Origin of the sequence: Oceanivirga salmonicida (genome assembly GCF_001517915.1) — a bacterium.
Lineage (GTDB): Bacteria > Fusobacteriota > Fusobacteriia > Fusobacteriales > Leptotrichiaceae > Oceanivirga > Oceanivirga salmonicida.
The window spans coordinates 1-21,120 of the sequence record NZ_LOQI01000022.1 but is presented as its reverse complement, the minus strand read 5'-3'; the positions used below and the strand labels follow the sequence as shown (position 1 = coordinate 21,120).

The following is a 21,120-nucleotide window of genomic DNA, read 5'->3' as shown; positions in this document are numbered from 1 at the left end:
ATGGAGAAGGAATAATATATAAAAAAAATGCTGATTTCAATTGAGTTTATGGGGCTATGTATATAGCCTCATTTTATTTCAATGATTTTATCAGCAATTATAGAATCATTACTGTCATGACTAACTATTATTGTAGTGATATTTAATGATTTCAATATATTTTTCATGTCTATACGTAAAGTATTTTTAAGTTCTTCATCAAGTGATGAAAAAGGCTCATCTAAAAGTAATAATTTAGGAGAATTAGCTAATGCTCTGGCAAGCGCTACACGCTGTTTTTCGCCTCCTGAGAGTTCATTAGGATAGTTATTTGCATATTTGTTCATGTCAACTAAGTTTAGCCAATATTCAGCCGTATTTTCTCTCAGAGCGTATTTTATATTATTTATTACACTTAAATGTGGAAATAATGCAAAGTTTTGAAATAAATAACCAATATTTCTTTTTTCTGGACTAGTATTAGTTATATCAATATTTTTTAGATATATATTACCACTTTCTAATATTTCTAAGCCTGATATTAATCTTAATATAGTAGATTTTCCTATACCAGATTTTCCTTTTATAAGTAATATTTCTCCTTTATCTAAAGAAAAACTAAAATTTTCTAATATATAAGTATCATTATATTTAAAACTAACATTTTTAAATTCAAAGTATTTCATAATTTTCTCTTTTCTCTAATTTAATATATAAGCTTATAGCAATAAAGCATATTGTTATTAATACTATTGATGGTATTGATATAAATGCTAAATTTTCATCAGCAGCATAAGTATTAATTCTTATTGCCAGAGTTTCAATTCTACCATTTATGTTAGTAATAGGTAATTCCTTTATAATTTCTATAAAAACTAGTAACATTGTAGATAAAATAGAATTTTTTAACATAGGTAATTCTATATGTAAAAAAGTTTTAAATTTTGATTTTGATAGAACCAATGAAGTTTCATAAAAATCATTACCAATTTTTGTTATATTTGATTTTATACCATTATATGAAATTGTACTAAATCTAAATATAAATGCTAAAATTAAAACAATAGAACTTTTACTAATAAGTAAAGTATCTTTAAAAAATATTCTATCTATTCCTATAAATATACTTAGTAATGCTATTGATATAACAGTTCCTGGAACTCCATAACTTAATAAAAATATTTTAGAAAAAATTTTTATATTTTTCAATCTATTAATTTCCAAAATAAATAACGAAACTAAAACAACAAGAATACTTGAAATACTTGCTAAAAATAATGAATTTTTACTAATTGTGAAAAGTACACTATAATCTGTGTCTAAATAAACTAAGTTTGCCCATCTTATAAGATATAGTATGGGAATTATAAATGAAATAATAAATATAAAGAAAAATAAACTTGTAACTATTATTTCTTTAATTTTAGACATTTTTTTTCGTTTGTATTCATTAGAATTATATTCCAATTTATAATTTGAACTTTTTCCTATAAACTTACTTATTATAAATATAATGAAAAAAATAAACGTAAGTAGTAAACTAGATAATAAAAAAGTTCCTTGACTATCGAAATTATTTACCCATAACTTATATATACCAGTACTAAAAACTTCTATTCCAAAAAAACTAGGTAATCCATATGAATTTATTGTTTCTATTAGTACTAACATAATAGACAATAGTAAAGCCGGCTTAGACAAAGGCAATAAAATTTTAAAAAAAGTTTCTATTTTGTTTTTACCTAAAAGTGTTGAACTATCAATAATACTACTAGGAATTTTTTTAAAAAAGGTTCTACTAAATATATAAATATATGGATAAAAAGCAAGTGATAATATTATAATAGCACCATATACATTAGCAATACTATAACTAACTTTGAAATTATAATAAAGATATATAGAAAATATGTCATAGTATATATATCCTAATATATAACTAGGTATACAAAATGCTAAAACATTAACATACTTAAAAAAACTTCTAAATTTAAAATCATAGAAACTTTCAAAATATGCTAAAAATACTCCTATAATACTACTTAAAATAATTGTAGGAATTAAAATAAACAATGTATTTTTACTATATGTATATAGAAATTTTTTTAATATATATAAGGTATTTTCACTAATTTTATCAAAACTTTTAAAAAAAATATATATTACTGGCGCTAAAAAAAGCACCAGCAATATATTATTGATAAAATATATTTTATCATATTTTTTTATTTCCAATTTGCATCTCCAGAAATTTTAGTTGCTTTTTCAAGATTTTCACCAATAATTTCAAATGGAATAGCAGAAGCTTTGAAACTACCCCATGAAGCAATTACAGGATTAACTGGTATTTTAGGATTAGCTGGATATTCGTAATTTTTACTTGTTAATATTTTTTGAGCAGCTTCACTTGTTAAAAATTCAATAAATTTATTAGCATTTTTAACATTTTTAGAATTTTTTACTAAACCTGCACCTGAAATATTAATATGTGTTCCACCTTCATTTGCATTAGGGAAGAATATTTTTAATTTATGAGCAGCTTCAACTTTTATAGGGTCCTTATCTGTTAACATTCTACCCATATAGTAAGTATTCATTATAGCAATATCTGCTTTTCCCATCATAACATAAGCTGCTTGTGCTCTATCATTACCTTCAGGATCTCTTGCAAAATTTGAAACTAATCCTTTTGCCCATTTTAAAGTTTCTTTTTCTCCATTTTTGGCTACCATAAAGGCAATTAAATTTTGATTATAAGCACTTGATGAAGAACGAGTTACTATTCTACCTTTCCATTTAGGATTAGCTAAATCTTCATAAGTAGATAATTCATTAACATTAACAGTAGCAGGATTATATACTATAACTCTTGCTCTATATGTCATAGAAACCCAATGGTTATTAATATCTCTTAAATGTTTAGGAATATTGCTTAGTATAGTTTCATTTTTTATTTCTTGTAATATACCAGCTTTTTTTGCGTTATATAAGTCTCCTAAACCAACTGTTAATAAAACATCAGCTTCAGTTGCAGTCCCTTCTTCTTTTATTCTTTTAATTAAAGAGTTAGCTTCTTTCATGTTAACTTCTTTAACTTTGATTCCAGTTTCTTTTTCAAATGCTTCAAATAATATCTTATCAACATCTGAATAATGTCTTGAAGAATATACTGTAACAAATTCTGCTGCAAATATGTTTGTAACACTGAACATAAGTAGTGTAAATAATAATTTTCTCATTTTTAACCTCCAATAGTTTGATTATAAAACTATTTTAACTCTAAAATAATAAAATTGCAAGAATATTTTGACAAACATATTTTATAAATGATTAAAATTACTTTATAATACAATAAAAATTTAATATAAAAACAACAAAATTATCTTTTAAAATTGATTATATTAAAGCATAAAAAAAATAAGTAAATTTAAAACCAACAAATAATTGATTTATAAGGTAATAATTTGTTATAATAAAAGTAAAAAAGTGTGAGGTGAGTATATGTCAGCATTACAAAGTTTAGATAGAGCGTTAAATATTTTAGAAATAATATCAGAGGAAAAGGAAATAGGATTGACAACTATTAGTAAAAAGGTGTCTTTAAATAAAACAACGACATATAGGCTTCTTCATTCTCTAAAAGAAAATGGTTATATTAAACAATTAAAAAATAAAAAATATACATTAACTTTTAAAATGTTTAGATTAGGAAATAGAGTAGTTCAAAATTTTGATTTTGTAAGTGTATCTAAGAGAATAATAATTAAACTTGCAAGCGAAGTAGAACAAGTAATTCATTTTGTAATACAAGATGGATCTCAAATATTGTATATTGATAAGTATTCACCTGATAATAATAAAAAAATAATGAAAGATTCTAAAGTAGGGAAGAGAGCTCCTATGTATTGTACAGCCTCAGGAAAAGCTCTACTAGCATTTCAGTCAGAAGAAAATATAAAAAAAGTATGGGATAGTAGTGAAATAATTAAATATACGTCAAGAACAATTACAACTTACGATGTATTACTAAAAGATTTAAAAAGAATAAGAAAAAATGGGTATTCAACAGAATATGAAGAATATAAACTTGGAGTATATTGTATAGGAACACCACTTAAAAATTTGGCAGGAGAAATAGTTGGTGCAATTAGTATATCAATTCCATTAGATGATCCAAGAGGGAAGACATTTTATGTTGATAAATTAAAAGAATGTATAAATAAAATCACAAATATTATAGAAGGGTAAATTATGAGTTATAAAGAATCATATACTAGATTATTTGATAAAATAAAAGCTAATAAAAATTTAGATATAGAAAAAATAAATAAAGCCTTTGTTTTAGCTCGTGAAGCGCATCAAGATCAATATAGAAAAAGTGGAGAAGAATATATTATACACCCAATAGAAGTGTCTGAAATTCTTACTGACTTAAATATGGATACTGATACAATAGTAGCAGGCTTACTTCATGATGTAGTAGAAGATAGCTTAATAACTTTAGCAGATATTCAGTATGAATTTGGTGAAGATGTTGCTATTTTAGTAGATGGTGTTACTAAACTTAGGAATTTACCCAAAAAGCATGGAAAGCAAATAGAAAATGTTCGTAAAATGGTAGTCGCTATGTCTAAAGATATTAGAGTAGTAATAATAAAACTAGCAGATAGACTTCATAATATGAGAACTATAAAATTTCAAAGTCCAAATAAACAAGTAGAAAAAGCCAAAGAATGTTTAGATATCTTTGCGCCAATAGCACATAGAATAGGTATGTCTAAAATTAAAAGTGAATTAGAGGATATAAGTTTTAATTGTGTAAATCCTGATGGGTACAATGAAATAAAAAAATTAGTCAATAGAAAGAAAGAACAAAGAGATAAACAAACTAATTTAATTATAGAAGAAATAAAAAAAGATTTAGAAAAATATAATATTAAAGCAGTAGTTACAGGAAGAGCCAAACATTTATATAGTATATATAGAAAAATGGTTGAAAAAAATAAAAAATTTACTGATTTGATGGATTTAATTGCAATAAGAGTAATAGTTGATAAAGAAGAAGATTGTTATATGGTACTAGGGGCAGTGCATAGTATATTTATCCCTGTTTCAGGTAGATTTAAAGACTATATAGCAGTACCTAAGAGTAATGGTTATCAATCTATACATACAACTATTGAATATAGTGAAAATCAAAATGTAGAAATTCAAATTAGAACCAAAGCCATGCATGCAATAGCAGAAGATGGGGTTGCAGCACATTGGAAATATAAAGAAAAGAAAACTAAAGATAAAAATGAAGATTACTATAAAGCCATAAAAAAAATAATTGGTTCAAATACAGCTCAAGAATTAACAGAAGAAGTTCTGTATAAAACAATATTTGTATTTACACCAAAAGGCGATGTTTTAGAATTAGATAGTAATTCAACAGCACTAGATTTTGCGTTTCAAGTTCATACACAAATTGGTTATAGAACAATAGGAGCAAGAGTAAATGATAGAATAGTTCCTTTAGACCATGTATTAGAAAATGGAGATAAGGTAGAAATATTAACTTCAAAAGCAACCAAAGGACCTGGTAGAGATTGGCAAAACATGGTTAATAGCAATAGTTCAAAAGCAAAAATTAGAAAATGGTTTAAAGATAGGGAATTTGTTGATAAGGTAAAAGAAGGTCAAGAACTATTAGAAGAAGAATTTTTAAAATTAGGCCTTAGATTTAAAGATTTAGAAGATGATGATAAAGTTCACCTTTACATGAAAAAATATAATATAAAAGATATTGATCATTTATATTATAGATTTGCTATTTATGATTTACATTTAGAAACATTTATACAAAAATTTAGACCAGAAGAACCTGAAAATGAAGAAAAACTTTTAGAAGAAGCAACAGAAAAAGGAAATAAAATTGCTGATAAATTTTCTGAAAATGATAATACAGGTATTAAAATATCTGGTTCTGATAATACATTATTTCATTTTGCAAAATGTTGTAATCCATTACCAGGGATTAAAATTAAAGGCTATGTTACCAGAGGTCGTGGTATAGTTATACATAAATTTGATTGTGAAAATATAAAGAATTTAATGTTTAAAGAACCTGAAAGAGAAGTTGAAGTTTATTGGGATGAAAAATTACTTGAAAATTCAACTGCAAAATACCCATACTCATTTAAAATTATTGCTTTAAATAGAGATGGTTTATTATTAGAATATATTAAAATAATAAATGAACAAAAATTAGATATAGTATTAATGAATACAAATTTAAAGAATAAGAATGGTCAAGTTCATGCTATAATAAGTATGAGAATAATGATAAGAAGTAAAGAAAATTTTGAAAAATTAAAGAAAAATTTATTAAATGTTAAAGATACATTAGAAATAATTTAGGAGGAAATTTGAAACCAATAACATTTGAGATAAAAAGCAAAGATGGAAATGCTAGAACTGGACTTATAAAAACACCTCATGGAGATATAAAAACACCTGTGTTTATGCCAGTAGGAACACAGGCTACTGTTAAGACAATGACACCAGAAGAATTAGAAGAGATAAGTTCTCAAATTATTTTAGGGAATACTTACCATTTACATTTAAGACCTAGTGATGAGTTAATATATAAATTAGGTGGACTTCATAAATTTATGAATTGGAATAAACCTATATTAACTGATAGTGGAGGATTTCAGATATTTAGTTTAGCACAAATTAGAAAAATAAAAGAAGAAGGTGCATATTTTAGTTCACATATAGATGGGTCAAAAAGATTTATTTCGCCAGAAAAATCAATTGAAATTCAAAATAACCTAGGCAGTGATATAATGATGGTATTAGATGAATGTCCACCAGGAATGTCAACAAGAGAATATTTAATACCTTCCATAAATAGAACAATAAGATGGGCTAAAAGATGTATAGATGCAAATAGAAATAAAGATAAACAAGGTCTATTTGCAATAGTTCAAGGTGGAATATATGAAGATTTAAGAGAATATTGCTTAGAAGAATTATTGAAATTTGATGAAGGTTTTTCAGGATATGCAATAGGTGGATTAGCCGTTGGAGAACCTACAGATGAAATGTATAGAATACTAAAACACACTGCTCCTAAATTGCCTGAAAATAAACCTAGATATCTTATGGGAGTAGGAGAACCATTAGATATGTTAGAAGCAGTTGAGCACGGTGTAGATATGATGGATTGCGTTCATCCATCAAGAATAGGTAGACATGGTACTGTATTTACTAAATATGGTAGATTAGTTATAAAAAATGCCAAATATTCAGAAGATACAAGACCATTAGATATTGCTGATAATTATGTTTGTAAAAATTATACTAGAGCATATATTAGACATTTATTTAAAGCTAATGAAATACTAGGACAAAGATTAGCCACATATCATAATCTATGGTTTTTAATAAATTTAATGAATGAATCTAGAAAAGCCATTGAAGAAAATAGATTTAAAGAATTTAAAGAAGAATTTATTAAAAATTATACTATGGGGGAAAAAAGTGATTGGATTAAGCCGCAAATATTAGAAAAATAATAAAAGTATATAATATGATAGGAGTGATATAGTGATTAAAAAAATAATATTAGGTTTAACACTAGGAGTTAGTTTATTCTCGTGTAGTTTTTCATCAACAAATATAAATAAAACTAATGTTAAAATAGAAAAGGAAAGATACCCTAGAAAGTTTTCAAATAGTAGTGTTAAATTAGATAATGTATGTAATTCTAAAGAAATATTTTATGATGAATTTAATCAAGAATATGTTTTTTGTCATGATAATTATAAAGAATATAATTTAGCAATAAATTATTATGAAACAGGTAGACAAGATATTAAATTAAATAAAATTACAACAGTAGATGATTTTATTATAAATGATTATTTATTGTTAAAAAGTGAAGATAACAAAATAAAAGTTGAAAGATTAAATGACAAATGGAAAATTACTAAAAATGGTAAAGTTACAAAATTATATAGTGAAAAACAGGATTATAAATTATTTAAAACATTTTATACATTAATAAATGAACCTATATACATGTATAGTAAAGATAATTTAGAAAATGCAGTAATGGAAACTAAAAAAGGTATATTTATGCTAAAAAGAGTAAAATCTAAAAATGATTTAACTTTGAAAAGTGATGATGGTAAAGTTGTTTTAAACTATATTAAAGATAAGACATCTACAGTTAAAATAGAAAAAGAAATGTTAATGATATTTGACGAAAAATTAAAGTATACATCATATGCATATATTAATCAAAATGAATTTTTACAAGTACATATCGCAATATTAAATGATAAAACTTTACTTCTAAAATCTGGTGATAATGTTATGGAATGTGAAAAGTTTCAAAGAATAAGTCCAGAGAAAAATGAATATATTTCAAATGATGGAATTTTAAAAATTATAATTAAACAACATGCTATGGAAATGATAATTAATAAAAAAGCTGAAACTATAAAATTAAATTTCAGTGAAATTAGATTTTAGATATTTAAATAGAGAGGAATAAAAATGATAGAAGAAAAATTACTTAAAAAATTTGAAAAAAGATATAATGAAGATGAAAAAAATTCAGTTATTGAAAATGCAATTTCAAATGTAGGAATTGATAGTTCTAGTATTAAGCAAGAAGTAATAAGAAAGCATAATTTTGTGTTTTCAGATGAAACTGAAAGAGGAGAAATAACAAATCAAAAAAGAAGTGGTAGATGCTGGATGTTCTCTGGAATGAATGTATTAAGAGTAATAACTATGAAAAAATTAAAACTAGAAAGTTTTGAATTTTCACAAGCATATATTCAATTTTATGATAAAATAGAAAAAGCTAATACATATCTGCAATATGTAATTGAAACAAAAGATTTAGATATAATGGATAGATTGGTAACTCATATTATTCATAATCCAACAGAAGATGGAGGATATTGGAATTTCTTTTCAGGTTTAGTTCAGAAATATGGATTAGTTCCTAAAAAATGTATGCCAGAAACTTATCATTCATCTAATACAACAGTATTTAATGAAATGTTAGAATTAAGATTAAAAAGAGCGGCTGTCGCAATAAGAAATGCTAAATCAAATAAAGAAATTGAAAAAATTAGAGAGAATGCATTATACGAAGTATATAATATTTGCGTTAAAGCGTTAGGAAAACCACCTAAGACTATTGATTTTGAATATAGAGATAAAGATAAGAAATATAATAAAATTACAGGAATGAAAGCAAATAAATTTTTATCTAAATATGTTGGTATAAATTTAGAAGATAAAATACAAATAGTAGATGATCCAAGAGAAGAATATGAAAAAGGTAGAGTATATAGAGTACCTTATACATGTTCAGTATTAGAATATGGGGCAAGTTCTTATTTAAATGTAACTATGGAAGAATTAAAAAAAGCAACTATTAAATCACTTAAAGATGGTGTACCAGTGTGGTTTGGTTGTGATGTAGGTAAAGATTCAGATAGAAAGTTAGGAATTATGGATACTGAATTATTTGATTATGATAAAACATTAACTAGTTTAGGAGAATTTTCAAAAAAAGATAGATTATTAACTTCTGCTTCTAATTTAACTCATGCCATGACTTTTGTAGGTGTTGATTTAGATAAAGATGGAAATCCAATAAATTGGAAGGTTGAAAATAGTTGGGGAGAAGAATGTGGTAAAAAAGGAATATTCTCAATGTCAGATAAATGGTTTGAAGAACATAATTATGAAGTTGTAGTTGATAAGAAATATATTTCAAAAGAATTTTTAAAAGGTTTAGAAAAAGAAGAAATAGAATTAGAGTATTATAATTATTATTTAGGTTAAAAAATAAATGAAGTTTCAATTAAATGAGACTTCATTTTTTAAATAATTTATATAAATATAGTTTATTATTTTTTGTATATAATTATCAGAAAAATTATTATTATATTTATAACCTGTAAATATAGTTGCAAATATATTAGCTTGTAATTCAAATTTATCAGCATTATTGTGTATTTTACTAAAATATCTTATCGCGTTATCATGAAATAGTATATGCGCAAATTCATGGCATAAAATAAATTTTTTTTCATCTTCTGGTAAATTTTCATCAATAATAATTGTATTTATTCCTTCAATGTTATTAGTAAATGCAGGAATAAGGGAATTAAGATTATGGGTGATAACTTTAACATTGTGTTCATTTAGTAATTTATAAATGTTTGAATATTCATTTTTCAATGTTAAACTAATTTTTATGATATCTTTGTTAAACATTTATTTTATCTCACCCTTATTTCTTAAAATTTCTATATATGCTTTTGTTAAAGCCTCCCTAATAATATTTTTATTATCAGAAGTATCATCAATACTACCATTAAAATACATAACATTACTTGATTCAATATAATGTTCTAGTTTTATTTTTTGTTCTTCAGTTAAAATATCAACACTGTATTTATTATTACTAGTCCAATTTGTTAAAAAATTTGGGCTAACGTCAAGAGCTTTTGCAATTAATTGTATTTTTTCCATAGAAACATCTATTTTATCATTTTCAATTTTAGTAATAGTTGATTTAGAAGTATATCCAACCATTTTGGCTAATTCTTCTTGTGTAAGTCTTAATTCTTTTCTTTTATCTCTTATTTTTTTTCCTATTTTCATGCTCTCACCTCTATATTATTATACCATAAAAAAGGAATAAAAATCAATTTTAAAAAAAAATTAAGAAAAAAGTTGACTAATAATCAACTTTGTGCTATTATAATGTTATAAATAGCTTGACATTAATTTACATAAATATTACAATATAACATATAAGTTTATTTATGAAAGGAATGATACAAAAATGAAAAAAATTAAAAAAATATTATATGTAGTATTTGTTACCATGTTTATGGCATCATGTGCTTCTATAACTTCAAAAGATTATTTTGAAAAAGGTGATTATGCAGCTGCATTAAGATTAGCAGCCACTGAAATCACTAAAGTAAAAAAGGAAGAAGATAGAGAAGTTTTAATATCTAGAATAAGACAAATAACTACTATATTTGAAAATAGGGTAGAATTTGCAAAAGATGATTTTTCTAAATCAGAAGCATATTTTGAAATTTGGAGAGCGGTATATGCAATAGAACAAAATCCTATATTGGAACAATATACTAATCTTAGAAGTAAATATAATAGTTATGAAAGCTTAAGTAATTCAGTAGAGTATATGAAAAGATATGCTAGATACAATGAAAACAGAGGTTTAATGACATTAATAGATAAGTTCAAGAAAAATAATGTCCAAAATACAGGTTATGCGAGTATATATCAAAGTTATGCTAAATATGTAGCAGATATTTATTATGATAAAGCAAGCTTTTTTGAAAGAAACGGTAAATTAGAAGAAGCTCGTGATTATTATCTTAAAACTAATGATATTTACAAAGAATTTGAGAAAAATTACAGAGGTTCATACAACAGATATTATGCGATAACAAAAAATATTGAGTTATTAAAGGCAAATAAATTAGTTGAAGAAGCAAATTCATATTATGTAAGTTCTGATAAAGAAAGAGCAGCATATAAATATAAAGAAGCTTTAAGAATATATGAAAAATTTAATGAAACTCATAAAGCAAGAAACATAAGAAAAATATTAGAGAAACTTGATAGAGAAGTGGATTATGCAAAAGCAAATAAGAATTTCTTAGAAGGTGTAAATGATTACGAAAGAAATAGATATACTTCAGCTAAATATAATTTTGAAAAAGCATTATCAATATATAAAAAATATTCTGACAGTAGTTATATAAGACAAATAAATTTATATTTAGAAAATATAAACAATAAATTAAAAGTAGAAAATGCTGATGAATACTTTAACAGAGGTGTTAGATACTATAACTCAGGTGAATATAGTTATGCAAAAGAAATTTTCTTAAAAGCAAGAGAATTATATAGAGCATATGGTTCAAGAGATAAAGTTCAACAAATTGATGTATATTTAGAAAATATTAAGTTAAAACTGGGTTTTAATGGGGGCAGTAACAGGAATAAAGGTTATGAAGTTGTAAATAGACTTTATGTTTCTGCCCAAAAAGATTATCAAGAAGCTGAAAGAATTACAAATATTAATTCAGCATTAAGATATTACAATAGTGCATTAGTTAAATTTAAAAAAATGCTTAATTATAATCTAACTTACGACATGAGAAATGAAGTAGAAGAATATATAAAGCATATAAATAATAGAATAATAGAAAAAGGATATATTGGTAATAATAATAATAATAGTAATCGTATAAACGATATATATTATTCAGCACAAAAAGATTATCAAAGAGCTGAAAGTATATCTGATATTGATACAGCAATTATTTATTATAATAATGCATTAACTAAGTTTAAAAGTACGCTTAATTATAATCTAACTTATGACATGAGAAATGAAGTAGAAGAGTATATAAAGTACATTAATAAAAGAATAACTGAGAGATTATATAATGGAGATAATTCACGTTATGCTATTCACATAGAAAAAGCAAAAGAATTTTTAAAAAGAGCAGAATCAGAAATATCAACTTTCAATATAAGATCTCATTATAGAAAAGCAATTGAGCATTATAAAGAAGCTTTAAAATATACAAATGATTATTCTAAGAAAGTTTATATTGAAAATGAGATTATAGAAATAGAAAGAAAATTACGTTATTATTAAAAAAAAATAAAAAAAAATAAAAAAAATTTTTACACAATATATTGTGTCTATTTTGAAATAGAATAACATTATAATGGGAAAAAACTTATAAAATGAGTTTTTTCTCTTTTTTTATTGCAAAAATAAATTTGCTTTTTTTCTTAAAATAGTGTATAAATATAGTAATAAGTGGAGAAAAGTGGTAGATTGTGGAGAAAAGTGGGTGAATGAAAATGTTTGTAGGAGAATATAGTTGTAAAATTGATAGCAAAGGAAGAATAACTATGCCATCAAAATTTAGAGAACAACTTACAAAACCATTTACAATCACCAAAGGATTTGATAATTCTATACAATTATTTCCAGAAAATGAGTGGATAATAAAAACGGAAGAATTAAAAAAACTTAAAGACACTAATTCATCACATAGAATATATAAAAGATTTATTTCTGGAAGTGCAGTGGACGATTTAGAATTTGATGCACAAGGAAGAATAAAATTACCACAAGCTCTAATAAAACATTCTCAAATTGAAAAAGATGTCGTTGTTATAGGTAATAATGAAAAAATTGAAATATGGTCGAAAGAAATTTGGGATAAATATGTTGACGATAGTAATGAAAATATTGAAGACATAGTTGAAGGAATAGAGTTTTAGAAAGGAAATGTTATGTATCATAAGCCTGTATTATACAATCAAGTAATAGATAATATGATAAAAGATGAATATAGAATATATCTAGATTGTACATTAGGTGGTGGTGGTCATACTGAAGGTATTTTAGAAAATTCTAATGATAATTCAGTTGTAATTGCAATAGACCAAGATGATGCAGCAATAGAATTCGCGACTAAAAGATTAGAGAAATATGAAAATAGAATAAAAATATTTAAAAATAATTTTAGAAATATGAAAAGTGTAATTTATATGGCTTCTTATGATAAAGTTGATGCAATATTAATGGATATTGGAGTTTCATCAAATCAATTTGATGATGCCCAAAGAGGTTTTTCTTATAAATATGAGGCAAAACTTGATATGAGAATGGACAGAAGTCAAGAATTAACAGCACATGAAGTAGTAAATAAATATAGTGAAAAGGAATTAGCAGATATTATTTATAAATATGGCGAAGAACCTAAATCAAGAAAAATTGCTTCATATATTGTAAATTCAAGGAGAGAAGGACCTATAAATACTACAACACAACTAGCCAGTATTGTAATTAAGGCAGTTGGAAAAAGTATGAAAAAGCATCCGGCTAAAAGGACATTTCAAGCATTAAGAATATACGTTAATAATGAATTAGAAATTTTAGAAGAGGCAATAAATAACGCAATTGAAATTTTAAAACCCGGAGGAAGGTTACTTATAATAAGTTTTCATTCTCTAGAAGATAAAATGATAAAAGATAAGTTTAGAGAATTTGAAAATCCATGTACATGTCCACCAAAAATGCCAATATGTATATGTAAAAAAGAAAGTTTAGGAAAAGTTATAAATAAAAAAGGATTTATAGCTAATGAAAAGGAATTAAAAGAGAATAATAGAGCACATTCAGCGAGATTAAGAATATTTGAAAGGAAGTAAAGATTATGGAAAGAGTAAAAAGAGTAAATATAGCAGGTGTAAAAAGCGAAAGAAAATCAGTTGTAATAGAAATGTATTACAAATTAATAATAGCATTAGGAATGGCAACAGTATTAGTATTTGCAATAAATTATATAAGTTATAGTTCATTGGCAAATGTTGCAAAGGTTAATTATGAATTAGAAACTGAATTAGTAGCTTTAAAAAATGAAAATTCTTTATTAGAAGGAATAAAAGCAGAATCATTAAATATGCGTGAAATAGAAAATAAGGCTATAGAATTAGGGTTTATGTATAATAATAATATAAATTATATAAAATAATATTTAAGTATAGAATATTAAAGAGTTCTATACTTTTTTTTTATTTTTTAGTATAATTGGTTATAGGAGTGTGGTTATGAATAAAAATGAATATATTTTAAATTTAATTGATAAAATAGAAAAAAATATAATAGAAATTAGAAAAAATTTACATAAATATCCTGAATTAAGTGATAAAGAATTTAAAACTAAAAATATGATTATAAAATTTTTAGAAGAAAATGGGGTAGAATACAAAGAAGTTTTAGAAACTGGTATACATGCTTATATAAAAAATGGTACTGGAAAAAAAATGGCATTTAGAGCAGATATGGATGCTCTACCTATAATTGAAAATAATGAATTAGAATATAAGTCTAAAAATGTTGGTGTTATGCATGCTTGTGGACATGATATTCATATGTCAGTGCAATTAGGTCTAATATTAGCTTTATTAAATTCAAAAGATAAATGGGGTGGAACAGCCAACTTTTATTTTCAACCAGCAGAAGAAACAGTAGGTGGAGCCAAAAGAATGCTAGAAGCAGGCGTAAATAAAGATAAAAATGATAGAATTTTAGCTTTTCATTCAGCACCAGAACTAAAAGTAGGAAAAATAGGAATAAAATATGGAAAAATGCATGCTACATCAGCAGTATTTAAATTAAATGTTATCGGACGTCCTGCACATGCTGCACTTGCATATCAGGGTATAGATAGTATAGTAATTGCGAGTAAAGTAGTAGATTATTTACAAACTATTGTTTCAAGAAAAATTGATGGTAGAAACGCTGCAGTAATAACTGTAGGAACATTTAATGCAGGAACTGCAGAAAATATTGTTGCAGATAATGCAGAATTGACAGGAACAATTAGAACATTAGATCAAGAAACTAAAAAATATATAGTAAATATATTAAATAACGAATTAAAAGATTATGTTAAATCATATGGTGCTAAACTAGAAGTAGAAATAAGGGATAGCTATGCACCAGTTATAAATGATAAAGAATTTACAAAATATTTTGAAGAAAATACCAAAGATATATTAGGAGAAAATAGTATTGAATATATTGAACAAACTAGAATGGACGTAGAAGATTTCGGTTTTTTCTTAGAAGAAATTACAGGGACATTTTATAGGTTAGGTGTAAGTCCTATTGATAAAGAAAATACTACATTACATACTGATACTTTTATTGCGGATAGTAATGCTGTAAGAGTTGGTATGATAGCAAGTTATAAAACAGCATTGGAGTTTTTATGTATAAAATAGGGGAAATATTAGAAGTTGAAATAAAAAAAATAGCTTTTGGTGGTGAAGGATTAGGACACTTAGACGGAATGGTCATATTTGTTCCTATGAGTTGTATAGGTGATACAGTTAAAGTAAAAGTTATTTCAGTAAAAAAAACATATATTAGAGCATTAATAACTGAAATTATACAGGCATCAAAAGACAGAATAATATCTAATAAAATAAGTTTTAAAGAGCATTCTGGCTGTGATTTTGCTATGTTAAAATATGAAAAACAATTAGAATATAAAACTATGATGTTAAAAGAATTGTTTAAGTTTGATATAACTAATATTTATGATGGTATAATAGGTGCAGATAATGATAAAAATTATAGAAATAAAGTAGCTGAACCTTTTTTTATAGAAAATGGTAAAATAAATACAGGTTTTTATGATAGAAAATCACATGATATATTTAGCGCTAAAGAAGATATACTAAAATCTGAAATTTCTATAAGAATAACTGAAAAAGTTTTAGAAAAATTAAATGAAGAAAAATTTAGTGTATATAGCGATAAAAATAGTAAAGGCTTTTTAAAGCATTTAATTATCAGAAATAATACAAAAAATGAAGTAATGTTAGCAATAGTTGTAAATGGTAAAAAAGAAATAAATAAATTAAATAAAATATTGGAAAAATTATACAATGAAAATTCTGAGATTGTTTCAGTTTATGTATCAGTAAAAAATAAGAAAAATAATGTGATATTAGGTGATGAAAATATTCATCTTTTTGGTTCTAAAATATTAAATGAAGAAGTTTTTGGTATAAATTTTGAAATATACTTAGATTCATTTTTCCAAATAAATATAGAGCAGGTAAAAAAATTATATACAAAAGCTATATCATATATAGATGATAGTGATAAAATGGCAATAGATGCTTTTTCAGGAACGGGAACCATTGCAATGTTAATAGGAAACAAATTGAAAAAGGTTTATGCAATAGAATCAGTTAAAAGTGCGGTTCAAGCAGCAAAAAATACTGCTAAAAATAATGATATAAATAATATTAAATTTATATGTTCTAAGGTAGAAGATAAAATAGAAAATATCGTTAAATATGAAAATATTGAGTATATTGTATTTGACCCGCCTAGAAAAGGAATAGAGCAAAGTGTATTAAATCAAGTCGCAAAAAATGAAATTAAAAAAATTATATACATATCTTGCGAACCATCAACATTTGCAAGAGATTTTGAAATTTTAAAAGAAAAAGGTTACAAATTAACTAAACTTACAGCAGTTGATATGTTCCCAAATACACACCATATTGAAATAGTTGCTTTAATAACTAAGTAATTAAAAGGTTTTAAAGGTTTGAGATAATTATAAAGTACTAAAAAAAAATTCATTATCACATTAGAAAAATAATAAAAATTTTAAATAAAAATGCTATTTTTGATACAATTGGAATACTAAATAAATGAAGATATTGATGAAGTATTTAATATATTAAGAATAAAAAACAAAAAAATTATACTGGAAGAAATGGAGTAGTAAAATTATTAGACCTTTTACTGATAAAGAAATTGAAGAAGATGAATTGATAGATTTATTAACAGTTAAAAAAATAACTGATTATGTAGAAAATAAAGTGAAAAAAAGGAGCTATAAATTATGTTTTTAGAACTAAATGATGTTATCAAAAGCTATGGAACGAATGAAAACTACGTACAAGTATTAAAAAAAATAAGTACCAAAATTGAAAAAGGTACTATTTCTGTTATATTAGGTCCTTCGGGTTCAGGTAAATCAACTTTTTTAAACGTTATTGGTGGACTAGACAAAATAGATTCAGGACAAATCTTAATTGATGGTCTTGAGATAAATAAGTTAAATAAAAAAAATATAACAAAATACAGGAGAGATTATTTGGGATTTGTATTTCAGTTCTATAATTTGATCCCAAACCTAACTCTTAGAGAAAACATTGAGGTGTCTCAGTATTTGTCTAGCGAGCCTCTAGATATTGATGAGATTTTAAAAGTTCTAAATATATATGAATTCCAAGACAAATATCCTTCACAGGTTTCTGGGGGCCAGCAACAAAGATGCTCTGTTGCTCGTGCTATAGTAAAAAATCCTAAAATATTATTATGTGATGAACCTACAGGAGCTTTAGATTATAAGTCATCTAAAGAAATGCTAGTTCTATTTGAAAAAATAAATCAAATGTACGGAACAACAATATTGATAATAACTCACAATGAAGAAATAAAAAAAATGGCAGACAAGATAATTGTTTTAAAAGATGGAATTATAAAAGAAGACTTTGATAATGAAAAAATTCCTGCAAAAGAAATAGAGTGGTAATAAATTATGCTAAAAAAGAAGATATTAAGAGATTTTAAAGAACATTTTTTACAGTACTTTTCTATATTTATTTCTGTTGTAATTTCAATGTTCTTAGTTGTAAGTGTAGCTGGCTCGGCAGATACCGTTATTAAAGGTGTTGAAAAACACGCAAAAGATAATGTGATTGAAGATGGTCAATTTTCGGTATTTGTGCCTTTAACCGATGTTCAAATAGATGAATTAAGAGATATGGGAATAGTGTTAGAAAAACATTTTTCATTGGATTTTGCTATGGATGAGGGTAGTATTAGAGTTTTTGAAACTAGAAAAAAAATAGATTTAATTGAGCTTGATAAAGGTAAAGAAGCTAGTTCGGAAACGGAGATTGTCTTAGAAAAGAACTATTGTAAGGCAAATAATATTGCTGTAGGTGATGAAATAACAATAGCTGATAATATATTTACTGTTGTAGGTATTGGTTCAACTCCAGATTATGACGATGTCTTAGATGAACTAACAGACTCATCTTCTAATGCAAAAATATTCTCAACCGCATTTGTAAATGAAGAAGGCTATAAGCTACTACTAAATTCGAAGAAATCTTTGAAAGCAGAATCTGTACAATATGCTTATAAACTTTATGATGAAGCAACAAGTGATGATGTATATGATAAAATTAGCGAGTTTGAGTTCAAGGTTTCAAACGTTAAAGATGAGTATGCATATGAATATTTCAATAAATTAACAGGTGGCTATAAACAGGCAACTTATAAAAACTTAAAGGAATTTATTGAAGCGGAAGATAATCCTAGAATAGATGCTTCTGCAAGAGACATTCAGGTAGATAAAAAAGGTGCATTAACAGCAGGATTTATTATTTTAATTCTATTAGCCTATGTTTTATCTACATTTGTGATTAGTGCAATAGATAGAGAAAGTAAAATAATAGGCACGTTATATGCGTTAGGGTTTTCTAAAAAAGAACTTATAAAGCATTTTATAGCATTGCCTGTCGCAATCTGTGTATTAGGAGGAATAACAGGCACAATACTAGGATTTTTAGCTATTGACTTGCAAATGGGAGATAACGTTAATTACTTCTCGTATCCGAAATTAAATCATATATATCCTACATATTTGATAATCTATGGTGTTGTTTCACCCATACTGATATCATTGTTAATAAATTTTGTATTCATTAACAAGAAGCTTTCTAAAGAGCCTCTAGATTTAATGAGAAAAACACAATCAGCATACAAACCTAAGGATATAAAGGGAAATAAATATCGTGGTTTTAAATTTATTAATAAGTTTAGAATCAAGTTGTTTATTAGAGAGATTAAATATAACCTTACAATTTCACTGGGAATATTTATATCCCTACTCCTTATAATGTTGGCATTTTCTATATATAGTGCATTAACAAACCTTGTTGATGAAACGAGCAGGGATGTAAAGTTCAATTATATGTATTCACTGTCTTATCCAGATAATGAAAAAGATAATTATGAAGGAGTTGAAAAGGCATATCTCAAAAAACTTGATAAAAAAGTGCTAAATGAAAATTTCAATGTTTCTATCTTAGGAATTTATAAGAATAGTGATTCATTCCCATACGAAATAGAAACCAATAAGGACGAACTTTACATATCCACATCAGTTGCTAATAAATACGCTGTTGAAGTTGGCGATGATTTTGAATTGGAAGATAAAATAAATTCGATAAAATATGTATTCAAAGTAAAAAAAATAGTTAATTATGCACCAGGATTATTTGTATTTATGAATATTGATGATATGCGGAAGCGATTTGATAAAGAACACAATTATTACAATTTAATTATTTCTGATAATAAGCTTGATATCGAAAAAGGAAGGCTCTATTCGGTAACAACTGGTAACGATGTTAAAGAATCATCGCATACATTTATGGAACTAATGAATAGACTAATCTATATATTAATCTTTTCCTCAGTAATACTATTTGTGCTTGTTATGTACTTAATGGTTAAGATGATTATAGATAGGCAGAAGTATAATATTTCAATGTTTAAATTATTTGGATTCAATAAAACTGAAATTTCAAAGATTTATTTGAGAAATAATTTATACACGGTAATTATTTCTGCATTAATTTTTATACCTATAACGAGATATATTATTTTAATGATTTATCCGTTCTTAGTTTCAAATAGAGCAGTAGGATTTAACCTTAAATTTGCTTTAGAAACTTATTTTGTTATAGCGGCAATTATATTGATTTCATACTTTATATCTTTCGCACTTGCGAAACTAAAGTTAAATAGAATTAGTGTAGAAGAAATTTTAAAGGATAGGGAATAATGAAAAATAACTAAGGCTTTTGAAAAAATGCAGAATTGGAAGTTGAATTTAAATCAGAAATAAAAATAATGGTTTAAATTTAAAGGATTCACAAAGAGATATTACCTTGCAGATGATATATTTGTAAGGTAATTTTTTGTTATTTAAGGTATAATAAAAGAAGAATTAATATTCAATCTTTGATGAGTTTCAAAACAAAGACATTAAAAAAACGGTCAAAAATAGGTTAAATAAATCCATACTCACGTTTCAATTCATGTGGGATTGATAGAAAAGTAAATAATTTATTATATATGTTATGGAGAAATTAAATGGATATATCAAATTTAAATGATAAAGAATTTATTGAAAAATTATTAAAAGAAAGAGATTTAAAGTAAGCTTATTATAAAACATCACATTTTTGTGGTGTCTTTATTTTATATTGAAATTATTATTCATTGAAATTAATATTTAATCTTTTAAAAATTTATATTACAATGAAAATATGAAAATATTCTTAATTTTAATAATGATATTAGTAGAAAATTAAAATAAAAATGTTATGTATGCTAGAAAAAATATAGTAAAATATGCTATAATATCTTAAATTTGACACTTG

Annotated in this window: 18 protein-coding genes; 13 read left to right on the top strand and 5 right to left on the bottom strand. The window is 24.9% G+C overall.

The annotated features are described in order from the left end of the window. Positions 1-68: 68 nt before the first annotated feature. From AWT72_RS04075 to AWT72_RS04065, 3 genes are read right to left on the bottom strand one after another with little or no spacing between them, the layout of a single operon-like run. Positions 69-665 (bottom strand): ABC transporter ATP-binding protein, encoded by a 597-nt coding sequence (locus tag AWT72_RS04075; protein ID WP_067141220.1) that lies wholly within the window; start codon positions 663-665, stop codon positions 69-71. Continuing rightward, on the bottom strand, positions 652-2,214 hold the full coding sequence (locus AWT72_RS04070; protein ID WP_067141215.1) for an ABC transporter permease: 1,563 nt from the start codon (positions 2,212-2,214) through the stop codon (positions 652-654). The genes AWT72_RS04075 and AWT72_RS04070 overlap by 14 nt, the downstream gene beginning before the upstream one ends. Beyond that, a complete protein-coding gene (locus tag AWT72_RS04065; protein ID WP_067141212.1) occupies positions 2,205-3,218 on the bottom strand; it encodes a Fe(3+) ABC transporter substrate-binding protein in 1,014 nt (337 codons plus the stop codon). The genes AWT72_RS04070 and AWT72_RS04065 overlap by 10 nt, the downstream gene beginning before the upstream one ends. A gap of 262 nt (positions 3,219-3,480) precedes the next feature. On the opposite strand from AWT72_RS04065, the gene AWT72_RS04060 reads away from it, so the two are divergent. From AWT72_RS04060 to AWT72_RS04040, 5 genes are read left to right on the top strand one after another with little or no spacing between them, the layout of a single operon-like run. Then, positions 3,481-4,227: an IclR family transcriptional regulator gene (locus AWT72_RS04060; RefSeq protein ID WP_067141209.1), complete on the top strand. Its 747-nt coding sequence runs from the start codon at positions 3,481-3,483 to the stop codon at positions 4,225-4,227. A gap of 3 nt (positions 4,228-4,230) precedes the next feature. Then, positions 4,231-6,381, top strand: a complete 2,151-nt coding sequence (locus AWT72_RS04055) for a RelA/SpoT family protein (RefSeq protein ID WP_067141206.1) — start codon at positions 4,231-4,233, stop codon at positions 6,379-6,381. 8 nt (positions 6,382-6,389) lie between these two features. After that, positions 6,390-7,544 carry a tRNA guanosine(34) transglycosylase Tgt gene (gene tgt, locus AWT72_RS04050; protein ID WP_067141203.1) on the top strand — a complete coding sequence of 385 codons (1,155 nt, stop codon included), beginning with the start codon at positions 6,390-6,392 and terminating at the stop codon, positions 7,542-7,544. A gap of 31 nt (positions 7,545-7,575) precedes the next feature. Further along, positions 7,576-8,505: a hypothetical protein gene (locus AWT72_RS04045; protein WP_067141200.1), complete on the top strand. Its 930-nt coding sequence runs from the start codon at positions 7,576-7,578 to the stop codon at positions 8,503-8,505. A gap of 24 nt (positions 8,506-8,529) precedes the next feature. Further along, positions 8,530-9,837: a C1 family peptidase gene (locus AWT72_RS04040; RefSeq protein WP_067141197.1), complete on the top strand. Its 1,308-nt coding sequence runs from the start codon at positions 8,530-8,532 to the stop codon at positions 9,835-9,837. Between the two features lie 15 nt (positions 9,838-9,852). Here the strand turns inward: AWT72_RS04040 and AWT72_RS04035 are convergent, their stop codons facing one another. Beyond that, a complete protein-coding gene (locus AWT72_RS04035; protein ID WP_067141194.1) occupies positions 9,853-10,272 on the bottom strand; it encodes an ImmA/IrrE family metallo-endopeptidase in 420 nt (139 codons plus the stop codon). Next, positions 10,273-10,662 (bottom strand): helix-turn-helix domain-containing protein, encoded by a 390-nt coding sequence (locus tag AWT72_RS04030; protein ID WP_067141191.1) that lies wholly within the window; start codon positions 10,660-10,662, stop codon positions 10,273-10,275. Positions 10,663-10,846: 184 nt separating this feature from the next. Between AWT72_RS04030 and AWT72_RS04025 the strand changes: the two genes are divergently transcribed. The 8 genes from AWT72_RS04025 (at position 10,847) to AWT72_RS03990 (ending at position 20,519) form a co-directional block, all read left to right on the top strand. Further along, entirely contained in the window at positions 10,847-12,706 is a 1,860-nt protein-coding gene (locus tag AWT72_RS04025) for a hypothetical protein (RefSeq protein ID WP_067141188.1), read from the top strand. Positions 12,707-12,918: 212 nt separating this feature from the next. Beyond that, positions 12,919-13,344 (top strand): division/cell wall cluster transcriptional repressor MraZ, encoded by a 426-nt coding sequence (gene mraZ, locus AWT72_RS04020; protein WP_067141223.1) that lies wholly within the window; start codon positions 12,919-12,921, stop codon positions 13,342-13,344. Between the two features lie 12 nt (positions 13,345-13,356). Then, positions 13,357-14,277, top strand: coding sequence for a 16S rRNA (cytosine(1402)-N(4))-methyltransferase RsmH (gene rsmH, locus AWT72_RS04015; RefSeq protein ID WP_067141185.1), 921 nt, complete (start codon positions 13,357-13,359; stop codon positions 14,275-14,277). A 5-nt stretch (positions 14,278-14,282) separates the two neighbouring features. After that, complete coding sequence (locus AWT72_RS04010; protein WP_067141182.1) at positions 14,283-14,600, top strand: hypothetical protein; 318 nt, start codon at positions 14,283-14,285, stop codon at positions 14,598-14,600. A 76-nt stretch (positions 14,601-14,676) separates the two neighbouring features. Beyond that, positions 14,677-15,855, top strand: coding sequence for a M20 metallopeptidase family protein (locus AWT72_RS04005; protein WP_067141179.1), 1,179 nt, complete (start codon positions 14,677-14,679; stop codon positions 15,853-15,855). Beyond that, the gene (gene rlmD, locus AWT72_RS04000; RefSeq protein WP_067141176.1) at positions 15,843-17,180 is read left to right on the top strand and encodes a 23S rRNA (uracil(1939)-C(5))-methyltransferase RlmD; all 1,338 of its coding nucleotides are present in this window, start codon (positions 15,843-15,845) and stop codon (positions 17,178-17,180) included. The genes AWT72_RS04005 and rlmD overlap by 13 nt, the downstream gene beginning before the upstream one ends. A gap of 318 nt (positions 17,181-17,498) precedes the next feature. Then, entirely contained in the window at positions 17,499-18,194 is a 696-nt protein-coding gene (locus tag AWT72_RS03995) for an ABC transporter ATP-binding protein (protein ID WP_067141173.1), read from the top strand. A gap of 6 nt (positions 18,195-18,200) precedes the next feature. Next, positions 18,201-20,519, top strand: coding sequence for an ABC transporter permease (locus AWT72_RS03990; protein WP_067141170.1), 2,319 nt, complete (start codon positions 18,201-18,203; stop codon positions 20,517-20,519). Positions 20,520-21,120 lie beyond the last annotated feature (601 nt).

Excerpts from the sequence above, each read along its gene's own strand:
- AWT72_RS04075 (WP_067141220.1), bottom strand. The coding sequence starts at position 665 with ATGAAATACTTTGAATTTAAAAATGTTAGTTTTAAATATAATGATACT.
- AWT72_RS04065 (WP_067141212.1), bottom strand. The coding sequence starts at position 3,218 with ATGAGAAAATTATTATTTACACTACTTATGTTCAGTGTTACAAACATA.
- AWT72_RS04030 (WP_067141191.1), bottom strand. The coding sequence starts at position 10,662 with ATGAAAATAGGAAAAAAAATAAGAGATAAAAGAAAAGAATTAAGACTT.
- rsmH (WP_067141185.1), top strand. The coding sequence starts at position 13,357 with ATGTATCATAAGCCTGTATTATACAATCAAGTAATAGATAATATGATA.
- rlmD (WP_067141176.1), top strand. The coding sequence starts at position 15,843 with ATGTATAAAATAGGGGAAATATTAGAAGTTGAAATAAAAAAAATAGCT.
- AWT72_RS04040 (WP_067141197.1), top strand. The coding sequence starts at position 8,530 with ATGATAGAAGAAAAATTACTTAAAAAATTTGAAAAAAGATATAATGAA.
- AWT72_RS04005 (WP_067141179.1), top strand. The coding sequence starts at position 14,677 with ATGAATAAAAATGAATATATTTTAAATTTAATTGATAAAATAGAAAAA.
- mraZ (WP_067141223.1), top strand. The coding sequence starts at position 12,919 with ATGTTTGTAGGAGAATATAGTTGTAAAATTGATAGCAAAGGAAGAATA.
- AWT72_RS04060 (WP_067141209.1), top strand. The coding sequence starts at position 3,481 with ATGTCAGCATTACAAAGTTTAGATAGAGCGTTAAATATTTTAGAAATA.
- AWT72_RS04035 (WP_067141194.1), bottom strand. The coding sequence starts at position 10,272 with ATGTTTAACAAAGATATCATAAAAATTAGTTTAACATTGAAAAATGAA.
- AWT72_RS04025 (WP_067141188.1), top strand. The coding sequence starts at position 10,847 with ATGAAAAAAATTAAAAAAATATTATATGTAGTATTTGTTACCATGTTT.
- AWT72_RS03990 (WP_067141170.1), top strand. The coding sequence starts at position 18,201 with ATGCTAAAAAAGAAGATATTAAGAGATTTTAAAGAACATTTTTTACAG.
- AWT72_RS04010 (WP_067141182.1), top strand. The coding sequence starts at position 14,283 with ATGGAAAGAGTAAAAAGAGTAAATATAGCAGGTGTAAAAAGCGAAAGA.
- AWT72_RS03995 (WP_067141173.1), top strand. The coding sequence starts at position 17,499 with ATGTTTTTAGAACTAAATGATGTTATCAAAAGCTATGGAACGAATGAA.
- AWT72_RS04055 (WP_067141206.1), top strand. The coding sequence starts at position 4,231 with ATGAGTTATAAAGAATCATATACTAGATTATTTGATAAAATAAAAGCT.